We start from the raw sequence: 17,568 nt of genomic DNA on the forward strand, positions 1-17,568 counted from the left end.
TATTGGCGATGCATCGGGTGTCGTTACTCGACCGAAAGAGTCCCCGTGTGGCACCCCCCTCCCTGCCCCTCCCCCACAAGGGGGGAGGGAACGGAAAGAGCATCGCTGTTTCCTGAACTCGATTCGAGTTGGGCCGATGTGCTTTAGGGGCACGGGATCAGTTTCACCGACACATCCAATTTGATCCAGCGCAACGCGCACCTGCACCATTGTGCCTAGTCTCGCTCCAATTCCGCCGTTCCAATGGAGCTTCGCATGAGCACCGCAACCAGGCCTTATCCCATTGTCCAGGACCTCATCGAATCCTTTGCAAGCTGGCTGAAGCATCGCCGCGAGCTGAACGAGATCCGGCAGCTCGACCGCGCTGATTTCGATCGCATCGCGCAAGATCTGCGGATCGCGCCTGACGGCCTCGAAGAGCTGGTCCGCCATGGCCGGCACTCCGCCGACGAGCTGCCGAAGATGCTCGAGCAGCTCGGCATCAGCGCCGAAGGGCTCGGCCGCGCGCATCCGCTGCTGCTGCGCGACATGGAGCGGGTGTGCGCGCTTTGCAGCCACAAGGGCCAGTGCGATCGCGAGCTGGCCGACGGTACCGCCGTGGAGAACTACCACGGCTTCTGCGCCAATGCCTCGACACTGGAGTCGCTCGACCGGGCCGATCACTCGCATCGCTGAGGCATTGCTCTTATCAAGGGATTAGTTTAGCGGCCGGATGTCCCGCCGGTGCTAGATCACGCCCGTTCGGGCACAAGCCTCGCGCCGGGCAAATCCTTTGACGAGCCTTCTGCAAGCACGATAGCGCTCTTCCATGCCCGTCCCACTGACATTGCTTGGCGGGCTAGGTTCGGCCGCGCTTTCCTTTTTGGCAGCATGAGGCTGCGAGGTTTTCTCGCGCTTGCTTGAAGGCTCAACATCCTCTGGCACCGGCACGAGCTTCCAGACAGGGCGGAGCTCTATGTTCGCCGTCTCAGTTGGATTTTCCTTGTTGACGGACGACAGCGCAAGGACGTTCTTGTCCATCCTGACGGTGACAGGTGTTCCGCTGATGGAAAATTTGTCGTTCACAATGTATTCGGAAAACGATCGATACCCCGCCTGATCCTTCACCCACGATGCCTTTGTCGGCGGCCCCCAAAGGTAGTGTCCCTTGGCTAATCCGGTGGCAGAGACCTCCGTAACGATCAGCATGGCATACCGCCCTTTGCCATTCGTCCATCCACGCTTGTTGGACCACACGCCGACAAATCTGGAATTGGCATTGAGCGGATCATTCTGATCAGGCGAGATAGCGAAGCTTGGCAGTTTGAGTTGCTGAGCTGCCGCGATGGCTGCAACTTTCTGATTATCTTCGGGCGCAAATAGATTTCGGACGACGGTTTTTGCGTCCGGTTTCGGAGGGGCAGCTGGAGATGAGAGCACCGCAACTTCGTTGGCCTTGAAATTCTTGACCCGCTGGCGCGCTTCTGCGACGTGACTGCTGCGGGGATACCTGGCCAGAAACTCCTCGTAGAGGCCTGCCACCGTGGACATCTGGATAGCCAGCCAAAACTTCTCGTCTTCCGCGGCATCTGCGGGCACGGGAGCCGACGCGACTGGCGTTTGAGCGCTCGCCACAGGAACTCTCAGGTAAATCTCTTCCTTCGACAAAGAGCCATACACGAAAGGCTGCTGCTCGCGTCTGGTGGCCGCCATCACGTCGTCACGAACACGACGAAACAGAAACGATATCTCCAGCCCCGGCGTTTCAATGTGGCGAAGGAGCGATGCCGTGAATGGGCTGTTCCGGCCATCCCCGTCACTTGCCGTAGTACCGTCCCGGGCGGCGTATGCAATCAGAACGTTATCGGAAGGCTCCGTCGGAGCGAGCCCGCGAGCCACGGCCCGGGTGCTCAGCGAGCGCCTCATCTTTGCGGCAAAAGGATTGTTGCGGCATGCGTCCAGTATCACAAGGCCCAACTTTCGTGCCTTCGAAACCTGAAGGCTCACCGAGCGCAGGCTGATGGCCTCGCTTTCGATGTCGGTATCGCTGCGCAGCTCTGCGCCAACCGGAATCAGCCAATTCTCGCCGCTGACCTCCATGCCGTGTCCGGCATAGAAAACGACCGCAAGGTCTGCTCCCTCGGCAGAGCGGCCGAACTCGACGACGGCCTTCCTCATCTCTTGCGCCGTCGCGTTCTTGACCTGGGTGACTTTGAAATCAAGCCGCTCCAGCGCGCGACCAACGTCTGCCGCATCGCGCGTCGGGTTCGGCAATTCGGGCACTTTCTCATAGGCACCGTTTCCGATGACGAGCGCCACCCGGGCCTGCTGCGCAAGCGCCGGCGAGACCAACGAGAGTGAAGTGGCGACGACGGCAGCTAGCCAAAGAACGCGCATCAAATGCTTGCCCGGATCAAAATGTCGGGCGCGAAGGTAGCATTGTTCTTCACCGCCGCAACGGGAAAAGGCAGAATCGCGGGCGCTCGATCGTGCTGCGATCGCGCCACGGTGACGCGCGCTTACACGATCCAGTCTGGCGCGTGAGGCAGCTCGTCGCTCTCAGCCGTATCGTGATTGATCCAGATTTCGGCATTCTCGGAGCGAAGCAGCTCGACCACTTTGGCCATGGATGCGACCGTTGCCTGCGGGTCGGCATTGAAGGACGGCACGCGCATGTGCCGGAGGTTCTCGCGATTGTGCGCGACGTCGCCGCTCAGCAGCACAGCGCCGCGCCGCGGTAGCCTCACCATGAGCGAGCAATGCCCGAGGGTATGGCCCGGCGTGAAGATCATGCGCACAGCGCCGTCGCCAAATACGTCGTGGTCACCATCGACGATCTCGTACGGCCGCTCCTTCAACGATTTGTAGTGCTGTAGCGAATAGCCGAATTCTTCAGGCTCCGGTCCGAACATGGCCTCGAATTCAGCCCGCTGGGCGATCCATCTTGCATTCTCGAACAGATCGACATTTCCAATATGATCGAAATGCGCGTGGGAAAGCAGGATCGTGCCGATGTCGCGGGGCCGCACCCCGATTTCGTCCAGTTGGTCCGCGATGGGACGACGCACGACGCCGCGTATGCCATGGACAATGATGCGTCCTTCCGGATGCTTCGCTAGCGCATCCTCGATGCCCGTATCCCAGATCAGCCATTCGCCACGATGACTGACGAGATAGGCATTGCAGCTCAGCGTCATGGGTATCCCGACATTGATGCCCGGAGAATAGATCGAACCGTCCGAGACCTGCGCAATGCCGCCGTCGAGGATGTAGAGTCTGTCAACCGTCGCCATTAGGGAACTCATCAAGCCGCCGATTCAATCCGGCGCTTCGCCTCGCGCATGTCGCGCCCAGGCGGCATGCCGAACAGCCGGGAATATTCTCGCGTGAACTGCGTGATGCTTTCGTAGCCGACCTGATGAGCAGCGGTCGCGATCTGCGCACCGTCGGCCAGCATCGCGCGACGGGCTTCGATCAGGCGAAGCTGTTTCTGAAACTGTAGCGGGGTCAGCGAAGTGACGCTCCGGAAGTGCGCGTGAAATGCCGACGGGCTCATCGCCGCGGCCTTGGCCAATCGATCGACGCGCAACGGCTTGGCATAGCCGGCACGAATGAGCGCAACCGCGCGGCCGATCCGCTGTGCATGGCTATCGGCAATTCCGAGCGCCCTGATGGCCCCGCCGTGGCGGCCGGCCAGCAGCCAATAATGCAGCTCTCGCATCAAATGGCCGCGCAGGATCGGCAAGGCCGAGGGACGGTCGATCAGGCGCAGCAGCCGGAGCGCTGCGTCCGCGAGTTCCTGCTCTGTCGGTTCGACCCGCAGCGGCTGCGACGGAATGAACGGGAGCGACCCCATCTCGACCACCAGCCCCTCAATGATGGTGGGGTCGAGCTCGACGACGAGCGAAAGATAGGGCGTGGCCGCCGTCGCGCGCGTGATCTGGCTGACCGTCGGCACATCACTCGCAATCAACAAGGAAGCGCCTGCGCCGAAGTCGAAGGACGTCCGGCCGGTCGCCACACGTTTGGCGCCTTGCAAGACGAGCGCGACCAGAGGCCTGGAGATCGCGTACAGGAGCGCACTCGGCGCGGTCTCGCGGATGATCGAGACGCCGGCGAAGGGCGTGGAGGCGACGCCCCTGTCGTCGGCGTGAGCCGCGGAATAACGACTGGCGATCTGGAGCAGCGTTTCGGTCACGCGCCAATTTTAGGCCGAGCCCGGCGCGCAAGCAATCGGCGCCGGCCGTTCAGGCAGAAAATCAGGAGTTTTGGGCAAGTCCGCCGTCGCCGCATCCCGGAGTGTTGGGCAAGGCACTCCGAGGATCCGGCAACACCGGACGATCGATCGCGGGCAAACGGAGATCACCGCAACGCTTCGAGGAATTTCCGATGCCCACCATTTCTCTCGTCACCGGGGCCAGTCGCGGCCTTGGCCGCAACACCGCCATCGCCATCGCACGTCACGGCGGCGATGTGATCGTGACCTATCGCAACGGGGCCGCCGCAGCACGCGAAGTCGTCGCCGAGATTGAATCGCTGGGGCGCAAGGCCATCGCGCTGGAGCTTGATGTCACCGCGGTGTCGAGCTTTCCCACGTTCTTCACAAAAGTTCGATCCGCGTTGGCGGAGCATTGGCGCGCCGAGAGATTCGATCACCTCGTCAACAATGCCGGTCAGGGCGAGATGGCCGCGATCGCGGAGACGACGGAGCAACAATTCGACGCCCTGTTCGCCACGCACGTCAAAGGACCATTCTTCCTGACGCAGGCCTTGCTACCCTTGCTCGCCGACAAGGGCCGGATCATCAACTTCTCCAGCGGGCTGACGCGCGTGTCCTTCCCCGGCTTCTCGGCCTACGCGGCTGCGAAGGGCGCCATCGAGGTTCTGACCGTCTACATGGCCAAGGAATTTGGTGGACGCGGCATCACGGCCAACATCGTCGCGCCGGGCGCAATCGAAACCGATTTTCTCGGCGGCGCGGTTCGGGACATGCCGGATTTGAACAACCAATTTGCGCAGATGACCGCACTGGGCCGCGTCGGTCTGCCCGACGATATCGGACCGATGGTCGCGAGCCTGCTCGGTCCCGACAATCGTTGGGTCACGGCGCAGCGGATCGAGGTGTCCGGCGGCCAGACGATCTGAGCGAGGCGCGATTGGGTTACGAAGCGGGCGCGTCCCCGGCGCGCCCGCTGTGGCCCGCAGCATCGCCTTTTGATTCCCACACGGCTACTGCGCAATGCGTCAACGCTGGAGTCGCTCGATCGCGCGGATCACGCGCGTCGCTAAGAGGCGCGACAATCCTTATCATGGATTTTCTACAGACGTTTGTCGGGCCCTGAGCGACACGGCAGGACTTCCCTGATATGATTTGGCCACCATCAGGGCGCTTTGCGAAATGGCCAAGAAAAAATCAGCCGCTTCACTCAGATACGTGGTCAAATATGAGCTTGGCGGCTCTCCGCATTACGGCGCAATCCAGATCAAGGATGGCGATCGCCTAAACCTCGAAACGCCGCACGGATCAAGGACTGCGACCTTGAATCCAAAATCCGATTTCCACTCGCTCACCATGATCCTGCTTTTGGAGCTTGGTGCGAAGCTCGTTTCGATCGACACTCATTCGAGTTAGGTCCGACTACACTTTGCGCCTCGGATCTAGCCCTTCCCCATCGCCGCAATCGCGTCCGCGATCTCGATCGTGCGCCGCGCCATGTCGGCGTGCAGGCGCTCCACCATGGCGCCGTCGAGACGGATCGCGCCGCGCGAGACGTTCTCCGGCAATTCGAACGCCGCGATGATCTTTCGCGCGCGCGCGACTTCCTCTTCGGGCGGGGTGAAGATCGCGTTGCAGGCTTCGATCTGCGAGGGGTGAATCAGGGTCTTGCCGTCGAAACCGAGATCGCGCGCTTGCGCGCATTCGGTGGCGAAACCGTCGGAATTGGCGATGTCGCTGTAGGGGCCATCGAGGATTTCGAGGCCATGGGCGCGCGTCGCCAGGATGCAATGGGTGATCATCGGGATCATCGCGGCGCGGCCCGGCAGCATCTTGATGCGCGTCTCGCGCGAGATGTCGTTCGGGCCGAACACGAAGCCTGACAGGCGCCGCGCTGGATCGCGCCCCGCGGCCGCCAGTCCCTCCGCATGCAGCACGGCGCGTGCGGTCTCGATCATGGCCCACACCTTTACGGTCGGCGCCGCGCCGAGTTCGGCGAGACGACGGCCGATCGTGTCGAGGTCCTCGACGCTTGAAACTTTTGGAACCAGGATGCCGTCCGGCGAGGCCTTGGCGGCCATCGCGAAATCGTCGCTCCACCAGGGCGTGTCGAGGCCGTTGGTGCGGATCAGGATCTCGCGCTTGCCAAACCCTTTGGCCGCGACCGCGGCAGCGATGCCGTCGCGCGCCACCGCCTTGGCGTCGGGCGCGACGGAATCTTCCAGATCGAGGATCAGGCCGTCGGCGGCGAGATTGCGCGCCTTTTCCAGCGCGCGGGGGTTGGAGCCGGGCATGAACAGATGGCTGCGGCGCGGGCGGGTCATGCAAGCGTTCCTTCCGTTTCCTCGTCTCACTTCCGACCGAAGCCGATAGCATCTGGCCTGCCTATTCGAAAGGCTTGTTCGTCCCAGCGGTATATGATTAGGCATAGGCTATGACCACATTCCCAGAGCATTTGCTGGAAGGCTACAAGGCCTTCGCCACCCAGCGGCTGCCGACCGAGCAGACCCGCTACCGCGAGCTGTCGGTGAAGGGGCAGTTCCCTGAAGTGATGGTGATCGGCTGCTGCGATAGCCGCGTTTCTCCCGAAGTGATCTTCGACGTCGGGCCGGGCGAACTCTTCGTCGTCCGCAACATCGCCAATCTGGTGCCGGTGTATCAGCCCGACGGCAACGCGCATGGCGTCTCGGCGGCGCTGGAATATGCCGTGACGGTGCTGAAGGTGAAGCACATCGTGGTGCTCGGGCACGCGCAATGCGGCGGCATCCGCGCCTTCGTCGACAAGATCGAGCCGCTCACGCCGGGCGACTTCATCGGCAAATGGATGCAGATGTTCATCAAGCCGGGCGAAGTGGTGGAGCAGCGCGACCACGAGACCATGGCGCAATTCGTCGAGCGCATCGAAAAGGCCGCGGTGTTCCGCAGCCTGGAAAACCTGATGACCTTCCCGTTCGTGCAGAAGGCGGTCGAGAGCGGCCAGATGCAGACCCACGGCGCCTATTTCGGCGTCGCGGAGGGATCGCTGTTCGTGCTGGACAAGGCGGCGAAGGAATTCAGGAACGCGCGCGAGGTGGCCTAGGTCCCCAGCTCTTGTAGGGTGGGCAAAGCGTAGCGTGCCCACCGCTTCTATCGCGATCGTGGAGAGGTGGTGGGCGCGGCGCTCCGCGCCTTTGCCCACCCTACGGCAGCGGAGCTACGCCGCCTTCTTCTTCGCGCTGATCAGCTTGCGGTTGATCAGGACTTCCGCGATCTGGATCGCGTTGAGCGCAGCGCCCTTGCGTAGATTATCCGAGACGCACCACAGCACGAGACCGTTCTCCACCGTCGCGTCCTCGCGGATGCGGCTGATATAGGTGGCGTCCTCGCCGGCGGCTTCGTACGGGGTGGCGTAGCCGCCGGGCTCATGCTTGTCGATGACGAGACAACCCGGCGCCTTGCGCAGGATGTCGCGCGCTTCGTCCGCGCTGATCGGGTTCTCGAACTCGATGTTGACGGCCTCGGAATGGCCGACGAAAACAGGCACGCGCACGCAGGTCGCGGAGAGCTTGATCTTGGGATCAAGAATCTTCTTGGTCTCCGCCATCATCTTCCACTCTTCCTTGGTGTAGCCGTCCTCCATGAAGACGTCGATCTGGGGGATGACGTTGAAGGCGATGCGAGCGGGAAACTTGTTATTGACCAGCTCCTGGTTGGTGTAGACGGCCTTGGTCTGGGAGAACAATTCGTCCATCGCGTCCTTGCCGGCGCCCGACACCGATTGATAGGTCGAGACCACGACGCGTTTGATCGTCGCCTTGTCGTGCAGGGGCTTAAGCGCGACCACGAGCTGCGCGGTCGAGCAGTTCGGGTTGGCGATGATGTTCTTCTTCTTGAAGCCGGCGGTCGCGTCCGCATTCACTTCCGGCACGATCAACGGAACGTCCGGGTCCATGCGCCAGGCCGAGGAATTGTCGATCACGACCGTGCCGGCGGCGCCGATCTTCGGCGACCATTCCTTCGACACCTCGCCGCCGGCCGACATCAGGCAGATGTCGACGTCGGAGAAGTCGTAATGCTCGAGCGCTTTGACCTTCAGGGTGCGGTCGCCGTAGGAGACCTCGACGCCCATGCTGCGGCGTGAGGCCAGGGCCACCACCTCGTCCGCGGGGAATTTGCGCTCATCCAAAATGTTGAGCATTTCCCGTCCGACATTGCCGGTCGCGCCGACGACTGCGACTTTGTAACCCATCGTTCACTCTCCGACGAAAAAGCTCTTTCCTGAAGCTGAGGCTTAAACAGGAAGAGCAGCGCTTCTATGCGAGAACCGGCCTCAAGACAACGTTGGACCATGCCTTAGGGACGTGGATGCAGTCGCCTGAGGCCAGCACGGCCACAAACCCCACCCAGATCCATCTGGCGCTTGCGGCCTTCGCCGACGAGGTCGTCGGCACGCTGGCGCGCCTGTTCGCCTATGTGGGGGCTTTGGTGCTGTTTGCCATCCTCGGCCTTGCCGCACTCGGCCAGCTGCCAAACTTGCGCGACGATGATCCGGCGCTGAAGCCGAGTTGGAGCGTGGCCGACCGCTCGCCTCAGAGTTTCGCCCTTAGCCGGCTGGATTCGTCAGAAAAAACAGCTTCTTACGCCATCTTCAGGCACCCCGAAGGCGGCCGCAGGGACGTGATGCGCTGGGCCAGCGAGGCGGACAAGCCCATAGCCGAACTCATGGCCGAGCTCGAGATCTACCGGGAAGGCGGCGAATGCGACGTGGCGCGCCCGGCAACTCTGGATCTGGCCGCCCGGATGGGACTGGGCACCGCGGCCCGGCTGGAGCAAGCCGGCCTGATCGACACGAAATTCGGCCCCGTCGCCCTATTCCAGCCGACCGGCACGACGGAGGGCGCGCGGGCCTGCCTCGGCTACCTCAAGCGCAGCGAGGAGCCGGCGCTCCAGATCTCCGGATTTTCCTGCCAGGGCGACAGCCTGCCCGCCCGGCGCGCGGCGATCGCCTGCACGCTGAACCGGCTGACGCTGCTGACCTCGGGCAACGAGCCGAAGCTGGCCGAATTGTTCGCCCATGCGGAGCTGAAGCGCCGCCCCTGCGCGCTCCCGGGCTCGTCGGACTGGCTGCTCGGCGCCGCCAATGCGCAATTGCGCGGCGCGCTCTGACCGGCATCAAGCTCAAGTGGCTGTATCCATGCAACTTTTGCCGGCGCGCACGATTATTCAGCGCTGGTGTGACCCAATAGACCTAGTTGCAGCCGCCCCGGCCGGGTTAGTATGAGGGTGAAATTGATTGGCGGCTTGCCGCCTGAAGGGGACGTGATGAGCTCGAATTTCTCTGCCGCGAACAAACTGGCGATGTGGCTTGCGGCCGGCGCCGTGATTGCCATGTCCTCAGCCTTCGCGACACCCGCCTCGGCCGACACCAAGAAGCAGCGCTATGACAGCGGCCGTCACTATTACGGCCCCAGCGGCCCCAATGCGAGCTATCAGCAGGGCCGCACCCGCATCTATGTGAGCAAGCGCTCCTGGCTCGACGGCGGCACCGAGGTCAATCCGGGCGACCGCAAATTCTCCGACTACGCCTTCCCGCCGGCGGTGGGCTACCCGACCTTCGCACGCGAAAATCTCAACCGCCCGATCGATCGCCAGCCGCTGAGCACGCCGCAGGATGTTGGCGGCTATCCGCAGAATTTCCCGCTGTACTGAGGCGGACATATCGACCGAATCAAAATGGCCGGGCTCGCGCCCGGCCATTTTTGTTTTGATGAGACCTTGTAGGGTGGCCAAAGGCGCGAAGCGCCGTGCCCACCATCTCTCGGCAATGGCGATAAGAATGGTGGGCACGCTTCGCTTTGCCTACCCTACAAACACTGCGGTCGCCGTCAGGCGTGCAGCTTCTGCAATTCCTTCAGGATCGCTTCGCCCATCTGCGTGGTCGAGGCGGCAATGGTGCCTTCCGACTTGATGTCGGCGGTGCGCAGGCCGTTGGCCAGCACCGCGGCGATCGCGGCGTCGACCTTGTCGGCGAGATCGCCCATGTCGAAGGAATAGCGCAGCGCCATGCCGAAGGACGAGATCATCGCGATCGGATTGGCGAGGCCCTGGCCTGCGATATCAGGCGCCGAGCCGTGCACGGGCTCGTACAGCGCCTTGCGCTTCTTGCTCTTGACGTCGACCTCGCCGAGCGAGGCCGAGGGCAGCATGCCGAGCGATCCCGTCAGCATCGCAGCGATGTCGGACAGCATGTCGCCGAACAGATTGTCGGTGACGATGACGTCGAACTGCTTCGGCCATTTCACCAGCATCATGCCGCCGGAATCGGCGAGCTGGTGCTCGAGCGTGACGTCGGGATATTCGCGCTTGTGGACCTGGGTCATGACCTCGTTCCAGAGCACGCCCGACTTCATGACGTTGCGCTTCTCCATCGACGTCACCTTGTTCTTGCGCTTCTTCGCAAGCTCGAAGGCGACGCGGCCGATGCGCTCGATTTCATAGGTGTCGTAGACCTGGGTATCGATGGCGCGCTTCTGGCCGTTGCCGAGGTCGGTGATGGTCTTGGGCTCGCCGAAATAGACGCCGCCGGTGAGCTCGCGCACGATCATGATGTCGAGGCCCTCGACCGCCTCGCGCTTCAGGCTGGAGGCCTCCGCCAGCGCCGGGTAGCAGACCGCCGGGCGCAGGTTGGCGAATAGACCGAGATCCTTGCGCAGGCGCAGCAGGCCGGCTTCGGGGCGGACTTCGTAAGGCACCGCGTCCCATTTGGGACCGCCGACCGCGCCGAAGATGATCGCGTCGGCGTCCTTGGCCTTGGCCAAGTCGCCTTCCGAGATCGACACCTTGTGCGCGTCATAGGCCGAACCGCCGACGAGGCCGGTGTCGGTCTCGAACTTGGCGATCCCGGCCGAATTGAGCCAGTCGATCAGCCGCTTCACCTCGCCCATCACTTCGGGGCCGATACCGTCGCCGGGAAGCAGCAGCAGTTTGTGGGTCGCCATGGTCGTTTCCTCTGAGGTCGATTTCGGCCGGAGTGCTAGAGCGGCGATGCGTGCTTGGCAAGACACCATTGCCGCCTCGCGGCTGTGCAAGGCGGGCAGGGCCTGCCACACTGCGCATGCCGGAGTACCCCTTGCACGCACCTGACCGCCCTCCACCCGATGCCCACCCCGCACGGTTGATCCTGACCCTGTCGCTGGCCGCGACAGTTGGGCTCGGCATCGGCCGCTTCGCCTATTCGCTGGTGCTGCCCGACATGCGGGAGGACCTCGGCTGGTCCTACTCGGCGGCCGGTTTCATGAACACCATCAACGCCGTCGGCTATCTCGCGGGCGCGCTTGTGGCGTCCCGGCTGATCCAGCGCGTCGGCTGGTCGGCCGCGATCCGCGGCGGAACCCTGGCCTGCGTCGCCGCGCTCGCGACTTGCGCGCTGACCGGGAATTTCGTCGCGCTGAGCCTGGCCCGTCTCGTGCTGGGCGTGGGCGCCGCGGCCGGCTTCGTCGCCGGCGGTGCGCTGGCCGCTTCCATCGCGCAGTCGCGCCCGGAGCGGGCCAATTTCCTGCTGAGCCTGTTCTATGCCGGGCCCGGCATCGGCATTCTCGCCTCGGGCCTGATCGCCCCGTTCACGCTGCAATATTTCGGGCCGGGCTCGTGGTGGATAGTGTGGTGGGCGATGACCCTTTTGTCCGTCGTCATGACCGTGCCGCTGTTCCTGGTCCGCATCGAGAGCGGCGTGCGGTTCTCGCAAGGCAGCCACGGCGCCTTCGCGATTCTTCCCGTGCTGATCTATCTCGCCGGCTACTTCCTGTTCGGCGCGGGCTACATCGCCTACATGACCTTCATGATCGCCTATGTGCGCGACAGCGGCGGCGGGGCCGCGGCGCAGGCCGCGTTCTGGAGCCTGATTGGGCTGAGCGCCTTCGTCACGCCGTGGGCCTGGCGCCGCGTGCTCGCGCTCGATCGCGGCGGACTGGCCACCGCCATCATTCTCGGCACCAACGCGCTCGGCGCCGCCCTGCCGATGCTCGGGCATTCGCCGGCATGGCTCGCTGTGTCGGCCGTCGTGTTCGGCGTCGCCTTCTTCGCCGTGGTCGGCTCGACCACCGCCTTCGTGCGCTTCAACTATCCGCCCGAGGTATGGCCGACCGCGATCGCGGCGATGACGATCTCGTTCGGCGTCGGCCAGACGCTCGGCCCGATCGTGGTAGGCGCCATCACGGACGCGCTGGGGAGCTTGAGTTACGCGCTGAATGTCTCGGCGGCGCTGCTGGCGTTGGGCGCGGTGGCGGCGCTGTGCCAGCGGAAGGTGGGGCCGGCCAAAAAAACGGTGCCGTAGGGTGGGCAAAGGCGCGAAGCGCCGTGCCCACGATGGCCGTTGTCGCGGATGCAGTGTTGGTGGGCACGCTACGCTTTGCCCACCCTACGGCAGCGGCGCGCCTAGCTCCCACTAAACGAATTGTACCCCTGGTCTTCCCAATAACCGCCCTTGTAGTCGTTGGTGACTTCCATCGACACCACGTATTTCGGGTTCTTGAAGCCGAGTTTTGTCGGCACGCGGATCTTCATTGGAAACCCATACGCGCGCGGCAGGATTTCGCCTGCGTATTTGAACGTCATCTGGGTCTGCGGATGCAGCGCGGTGCGCATGTCGAGCGGGGAATTATAGCCGTCCTTGTCGGCACACTGGAACCAGACGTATTTGGCGCGCGTGTCGGCGCCGATCAGCTTGAGGAAGTCGCGCATCGGCGTGCCGGTCCAGCTGCCGATCGCGCTCCAGCCCTCGACGCAGATGTGACGGGTGATCTGCGTGACCTGCGGCAGCTTGTACAATTCCGGAAGCGTCCACGACTTCTTGTTGTCGACGAGGCCGCGGACTTCGAGCTTCCAGTCGGCACCGTCAACATCGGGTGCGTCGTCGAGATCGTAATAGGCGTTGAACGGAAACGGTTTTGTGATCGCACTCTCGGGAAACGTCGGCGCCAGCGCGTCGGGATTGAAGATGAAGGCCTGCACGGCGTCGTTGAATTTCGAGACGGATTTCAGCATCTCCTCGGCGGAGGACGAGTCGATCACGTCGCAGCCGGTGAGCAGCGTCAGTGCGCCGAGGCTGGCGCCGCCCGCGATGAAGCGGCGGCGGCTGACCTCTGGCATCGTCTTGATGGAGTCCTTGATCAGCAGCCGCTTGTCGACGCCGGGGATCAGGAATGAGCGCTTGGCCATGACTCTCTCTCCGCTCTAGCGACCGATGATCATCGCACGCAGGCTCTTCGGCACCAGCAGCGCGAGTAAAACGTGAATGACGAGGAACGCGCAGATCGCGGCCATGCAGAAGAAATGGATGTAGCGCGCGGTCGGATAGTCGCCGAACAGGGACACCAGCCAGTGCAGCTGCACCGGCTTCCACATTCCCAGCCCCGACAGCACGATGATCACGCCGACCAGGATGATACCGGCATAGAGCGTCCGCTGCACGTAATTGTAGACGGTGAGGTCGGCATGGCCGAGCTTGAAGGTCAGGGCAGCCCTGACATCGTGGAGCACGCCGGACGGCGTGATCGGCAGCAGTTTCTTGCGGAAACGGCCGGTGGCGAAGCCCGTGACGAGATAGGCAAGGCCGTTGATCATCAAGAGCCACATCGCCGCAAAGTGCCAGAGCAATCCGCCGCCGAGCCAGCCGCCGAGCGTGTAGTCGCGCGGAAAGCTGAAACCGAACAGCGGCGAGGCGTTGTAGATCTGCCAACCCGACAGGATCATCAGGATCATGGCGAGGGCGTTGATCCAGTGCATGACCCGGACCCAGGCCGGCTGGATCACTTTGGCCGGGGTGGCGCTGACCTGCTCGTCGGTGACAGTGAGGCTCGACATGATGGTTCCGTCCTGAACATCGTCTGACAGCAATTATACGCCGATGCGTCCGCTTTCGTTACGCCCTGCCCGGCATCGAATCGATACCGGCGGGCTATCATGGTCACAATAAAGCGAGCCGGGGACCCCCGGCTCGCCATTTCGTCGCATCCGGTTCGGGGATGAAGCCGGGTCGCGCGGTATTTACGTCGCCGGCATCAGCACGGTATCGACCACATGGATCACGCCGTTCGACTGGTTGACGTTGGAGATCGTCACCATCGAGGTGCCGCCCTTGGCGTCGACGATCCAGACCTTGCCGTCCATCTTCTTCACCGTCAGCTCCTCGCCTTCGGCGGTCTTCATCTTCTTGCCGTCGGTGAGGTCGGACGCCTCGAGCTTGCCGGGCACAACATGGTAGGTGAGGATCTTGGTCAGCGTCGCCTTGTTCTCGGGCTTCACCAGAGTGTCGACGGTGCCGGCCGGCAGCTTGCCGAACGCGGCGTTGGTCGGCGCGAACACCGTGAACGGGCCCTTGCCTTCCAGCGTCGGCACCAGGCCGGCCGCCTTCACCGCCGCCACCAGCGTGGTGTGGTCCTTCGAGTTGACGGCGTTCTGGACGATGTTCTTCGACGGGAACATCGCGGCGCCGCCGACCATGACGGTCTTTTCCTCGGCGCGGGCGGGCGCGACAACGGTCGCGGTGATGGCCAGGGTGCTGAACGCGGCGGCAGCGAGATAGGCAATACGTTTCGACATGGAGGGTCTCCCGATTGGATTGTGACCGGCGATTGCCGGCGTTCGAGTTGGGCAACAACGGTGGCTGCGACCTGTGAGCGTGAAGCAGCAGCGACGTCGTTGGCTCGAATTACGGGAGGGTTTGCGAAGCGGTTTCGGATTAAACTTCTTTGTGATGGGTGAAACTAAGTTCAGGTGTGTTCGTGGGGGGCGTCATTGCGAGGAGCGAAGCGACGAAGCAATCCAGGCTGCCACCGCGGATGCACCGCTGGATTGCTTCGCTTCTGACGAGCCTCGACGATCTACCTGCCGCTCAATCCCTGTTGTGCGGCGTCTGAATGAACCCGCGATTATGCGTCGGGCTGATCAAGAGTTCGTTGATGCACACCCGCGCCGGCATGCTGGCGATGAATGCGATGGTGCGGCCGAGATCTTCGGATTGCAGCATCCTGGCCTGCTCCTCCTCGCTCGGCACCACCGGGCGCAGCTTCAGGATCGGGGTCGCCACCTCGCCCGGCATCAGGCAACAGGCGCGCAAGCCGTTGACGCATTCGTCCATGTTGAAGGAATGGGTCAGCGCCAGCACCGCATGCTTGGTCGTGGTGTAGGCCGGGCCCGGCATTTTCGAGACGTGGCGGCCGGCCCAGGACGAGACGTTGATGATGGAGCCGTCCTGTTGCTTGCGCATCGTCGGTAGCACCGCGCGCATGCAATAGAGCACGCCGTTGAGATTGACCTGGACCAGCTTATCCCAGCCCTCCAGTTCCATGTCCTTCCAGCTGCGCTTGGGGACATTGATGCCGGCATTGTTGACCAGCAGGTCGATGCGGCCGTGCTTCGCGACGATTTGATCGGCAGCCTTCTGGGCGGCGGCGGCGACCGACACGTCCAGCGCGATGGCCTCGGCGGCGCCGCCCGCCCCGGTGATCTTCGCGACTACGGTATCCAGGGCGTCCTTGCGCCGGCCCGAGACCACCACCGTCCAGCCGTCAGCCGCCAGCGCCTCGGCGCCGGCCTCCCCGATCCCACTGCCCCCGCCTGTCACCCAGGCCACGCGTTTCCCGTTTTTGGTCATGCAAACTGTCTCCGTTGCTTCATCGGGGCGGTTTTTGCTAATCCAGCCCTCGGTTTTGACCGGCCTTGTCTGACGAGCCTTGTGGTCAAGCCTTGCGGTCGAGGAAATCTTGCATGAACCAAGCAGCCAACGCCAATCTGTTTTCCCGCCTGTTCGATGGCCTCGACGATCCGAAGCGCCTCGCGATCGAGACGCACGACGGAGGACGCATCAGCTATGGCGATCTGATCGCCCGGGCCGGGCAAATGGCCAATGTGCTGGTCGCGCGCGGCGTGAAGCCCGGCGACCGCGTTGCGGTTCAGGTCGAGAAATCCGTGGCCAACATCGTGCTGTATTTGGCCACGGTGCGGGCCGGCGCGGTCTACCTGCCGCTCAACACCGCCTATACGCTGAATGAGCTCGATTACTTCATCGGCGATGCCGAGCCCTCGCTGGTGGTCTGCGATCCCGCCAAGGCGGAGGGCCTCGCCCCCATCGCCGCCAAGGTGAAGGCGAAAGTCGAGACACTCGGGGCTGACGGCAAGGGCTCGCTGACGGACGCCGCCGACAAGGCGAGCAGCGAATTCGCCACGGTGCCGCGCTCAAACGACGATCTCGCCGCGATCCTCTACACGTCCGGCACCACCGGCCGCTCCAAGGGCGCGATGTTGACCCACGACAATCTGGCGTCGAACTCGCTCTCGCTGGTCGGCTTCTGGCGCTTCACCGACAAGGACGTGCTGATCCACGCGCTGCCGATCTACCACACCCACGGCCTGTTCGTGGCGACCAACGTGACGCTGTTCGCGCGGGCGTCGATGATCTTCCTGCCGAAGCTCGACCCGGATCTGATCATCAAGCTGATGGCGCGCGCCACGGTGCTGATGGGCGTGCCGACGTTCTATACCCGGCTGCTCCAGAACGCCGCGCTATCGCGCGAAACCACGAAACACATGCGGTTGTTCATCTCGGGCTCCGCGCCGCTGCTGGCCGAAACCCATCGCGAATGGTCAGCGCGCACCGGACACGCCGTCCTTGAGCGCTACGGCATGACCGAGACCAACATGAACACCTCGAATCCCTATGAGGGCGAGCGCGTGCCCGGCGCAGTCGGCTTTCCGCTCCCCGGCGTCTCCGTACGCGTCACAGATCCTGAGACGGGCAAGGAGCTGCCGCGCGACGAGATCGGCATGATCGAGGTCAAGGGCCCGAACGTGTTCAAGGGCTATTGGCGCATGCCGGAGAAGACCAAAGCAGAATTCCGCGACGACGGCTTCTTCATCACCGGCGACCTCGGCAAGATCGACGCCAAGGGTTACGTCCACATTCTCGGCCGCGGCAAGGATCTCGTCATCTCCGGCGGGTTCAATGTCTATCCGAAGGAAATCGAGAGCGAGATCGACGCCATGCCCGGCGTGATCGAATCTGCCGTGATCGGCGTGCCCCACGCCGATTTCGGCGAGGGCGTCACGGCGGTGCTGGTCTGCAACAAGGGCGCCGATGTGACCGAGGCCGCGGTGCTGAAGGCGCTCGACGGCCGGCTAGCGAAGTTCAAGATGCCCAAACGCGTCTTCGTCGTCGACGAGCTGCCGCGCAACACCATGGGCAAGGTGCAGAAAAACGTGCTGCGGGATATTTACAAGGATCTTTACGCGAAGAAATAGGGGCTGTTGTTCGCTGCACTCTCGTCGTCATTGCGAGGAGCCCTTGCGACGAAGCAATCCAGACTACCGCTGCGGAAAGATTCTGGATTGCTTCGCTA

18 protein-coding genes are annotated in these 17,568 nt (G+C 63.2%); 8 read left to right on the plus strand and 10 right to left on the minus strand.

All coding sequences use genetic code 11. The features are described from left to right. Nucleotides 1–255 precede the first annotated feature (255 nt). On the plus strand, nt 256–675 hold the full coding sequence (locus AC0L3K_RS37320) for a hypothetical protein (RefSeq protein WP_354201526.1): 420 nt from the start codon (nt 256–258) through the stop codon (nt 673–675). Between the two features lie 51 nt (nt 676–726). Here AC0L3K_RS37320 and AC0L3K_RS37325 read toward each other — a convergent pair whose 3' ends face one another. From AC0L3K_RS37325 to AC0L3K_RS37335, 3 genes are all read right to left on the minus strand, one after another. Beyond that, nucleotides 727–2,376, minus strand: a complete 1,650-nt coding sequence (locus AC0L3K_RS37325) for a caspase family protein (protein WP_354201527.1) — start codon at nt 2,374–2,376, stop codon at nt 727–729. A gap of 122 nt (nt 2,377–2,498) precedes the next feature. Further along, nucleotides 2,499–3,272, minus strand: a complete 774-nt coding sequence (locus tag AC0L3K_RS37330) for an N-acyl homoserine lactonase family protein (RefSeq protein WP_354201528.1) — start codon at nt 3,270–3,272, stop codon at nt 2,499–2,501. Between the two features lie 11 nt (nt 3,273–3,283). Then, nucleotides 3,284–4,177 (minus strand): AraC family transcriptional regulator, encoded by an 894-nt coding sequence (locus AC0L3K_RS37335; RefSeq protein ID WP_354128855.1) that lies wholly within the window; start codon nt 4,175–4,177, stop codon nt 3,284–3,286. 191 nt (nt 4,178–4,368) lie between these two features. Here AC0L3K_RS37335 and AC0L3K_RS37340 point away from each other — a divergent pair, with 191 nt between their 5' ends. Both AC0L3K_RS37340 and AC0L3K_RS37345 read left to right on the plus strand, forming a co-directional pair. Further along, the gene (locus AC0L3K_RS37340; RefSeq protein ID WP_354201529.1) at nt 4,369–5,124 is read left to right on the plus strand and encodes an SDR family oxidoreductase; all 756 of its coding nucleotides are present in this window, start codon (nt 4,369–4,371) and stop codon (nt 5,122–5,124) included. 253 nt (nt 5,125–5,377) lie between these two features. Then, entirely contained in the window at nt 5,378–5,611 is a 234-nt protein-coding gene (locus tag AC0L3K_RS37345; RefSeq protein ID WP_354201530.1) for a hypothetical protein, read from the plus strand. 26 nt (nt 5,612–5,637) lie between these two features. On the opposite strand, the gene AC0L3K_RS37350 is transcribed toward AC0L3K_RS37345, so the two are convergent. Further along, nucleotides 5,638–6,519, minus strand: a complete 882-nt coding sequence (locus AC0L3K_RS37350; protein WP_354201531.1) for an HpcH/HpaI aldolase/citrate lyase family protein — start codon at nt 6,517–6,519, stop codon at nt 5,638–5,640. Between the two features lie 110 nt (nt 6,520–6,629). Here AC0L3K_RS37350 and AC0L3K_RS37355 point away from each other — a divergent pair, with 110 nt between their 5' ends. Continuing rightward, nucleotides 6,630–7,274 (plus strand): carbonic anhydrase, encoded by a 645-nt coding sequence (locus AC0L3K_RS37355; RefSeq protein WP_007598798.1) that lies wholly within the window; start codon nt 6,630–6,632, stop codon nt 7,272–7,274. A gap of 114 nt (nt 7,275–7,388) precedes the next feature. On the opposite strand, the gene AC0L3K_RS37360 is transcribed toward AC0L3K_RS37355, so the two are convergent. Further along, complete coding sequence (locus tag AC0L3K_RS37360; RefSeq protein ID WP_007598796.1) at nt 7,389–8,423, minus strand: aspartate-semialdehyde dehydrogenase; 1,035 nt, start codon at nt 8,421–8,423, stop codon at nt 7,389–7,391. Between the two features lie 116 nt (nt 8,424–8,539). Here AC0L3K_RS37360 and AC0L3K_RS37365 point away from each other — a divergent pair, with 116 nt between their 5' ends. Further along, nucleotides 8,540–9,340 carry a hypothetical protein gene (locus AC0L3K_RS37365; protein ID WP_473367959.1) on the plus strand — a complete coding sequence of 267 codons (801 nt, stop codon included), beginning with the start codon at nt 8,540–8,542 and terminating at the stop codon, nt 9,338–9,340. A 156-nt stretch (nt 9,341–9,496) separates the two neighbouring features. After that, entirely contained in the window at nt 9,497–9,883 is a 387-nt protein-coding gene (locus AC0L3K_RS37370; protein ID WP_027566362.1) for a hypothetical protein, read from the plus strand. A gap of 176 nt (nt 9,884–10,059) precedes the next feature. On the opposite strand, the gene leuB is transcribed toward AC0L3K_RS37370, so the two are convergent. Next, the gene (gene leuB, locus AC0L3K_RS37375; RefSeq protein WP_354201532.1) at nt 10,060–11,172 is read right to left on the minus strand and encodes a 3-isopropylmalate dehydrogenase; all 1,113 of its coding nucleotides are present in this window, start codon (nt 11,170–11,172) and stop codon (nt 10,060–10,062) included. A gap of 131 nt (nt 11,173–11,303) precedes the next feature. Between leuB and AC0L3K_RS37380 the strand changes: the two genes are divergently transcribed. Next, on the plus strand, nt 11,304–12,506 hold the full coding sequence (locus AC0L3K_RS37380) for a YbfB/YjiJ family MFS transporter (RefSeq protein ID WP_354201533.1): 1,203 nt from the start codon (nt 11,304–11,306) through the stop codon (nt 12,504–12,506). A gap of 101 nt (nt 12,507–12,607) precedes the next feature. Here the strand turns inward: AC0L3K_RS37380 and AC0L3K_RS37385 are convergent, their stop codons facing one another. The 4 genes from AC0L3K_RS37385 to AC0L3K_RS37400 all read right to left on the minus strand — a co-directional run bounded on the left by AC0L3K_RS37385 (nt 12,608) and on the right by AC0L3K_RS37400 (nt 15,827). Then, nucleotides 12,608–13,390, minus strand: a complete 783-nt coding sequence (locus AC0L3K_RS37385) for a molybdopterin-dependent oxidoreductase (protein ID WP_027566359.1) — start codon at nt 13,388–13,390, stop codon at nt 12,608–12,610. Between the two features lie 15 nt (nt 13,391–13,405). Continuing rightward, entirely contained in the window at nt 13,406–14,035 is a 630-nt protein-coding gene (locus AC0L3K_RS37390; RefSeq protein ID WP_007598786.1) for a cytochrome b/b6 domain-containing protein, read from the minus strand. A 183-nt stretch (nt 14,036–14,218) separates the two neighbouring features. Beyond that, the gene (locus AC0L3K_RS37395) at nt 14,219–14,773 is read right to left on the minus strand and encodes a fasciclin domain-containing protein (RefSeq protein ID WP_007604237.1); all 555 of its coding nucleotides are present in this window, start codon (nt 14,771–14,773) and stop codon (nt 14,219–14,221) included. A 292-nt stretch (nt 14,774–15,065) separates the two neighbouring features. Then, nucleotides 15,066–15,827 (minus strand): SDR family oxidoreductase, encoded by a 762-nt coding sequence (locus tag AC0L3K_RS37400; RefSeq protein ID WP_007598784.1) that lies wholly within the window; start codon nt 15,825–15,827, stop codon nt 15,066–15,068. Between the two features lie 113 nt (nt 15,828–15,940). Here AC0L3K_RS37400 and AC0L3K_RS37405 point away from each other — a divergent pair, with 113 nt between their 5' ends. Beyond that, nucleotides 15,941–17,470, plus strand: coding sequence for a malonate--CoA ligase (locus tag AC0L3K_RS37405; protein ID WP_473367960.1), 1,530 nt, complete (start codon nt 15,941–15,943; stop codon nt 17,468–17,470). The last annotated feature ends 98 nt before the right edge of the window (nt 17,471–17,568 follow it).

Source organism: Bradyrhizobium sp. MI1.10 (assembly GCF_055811035.1).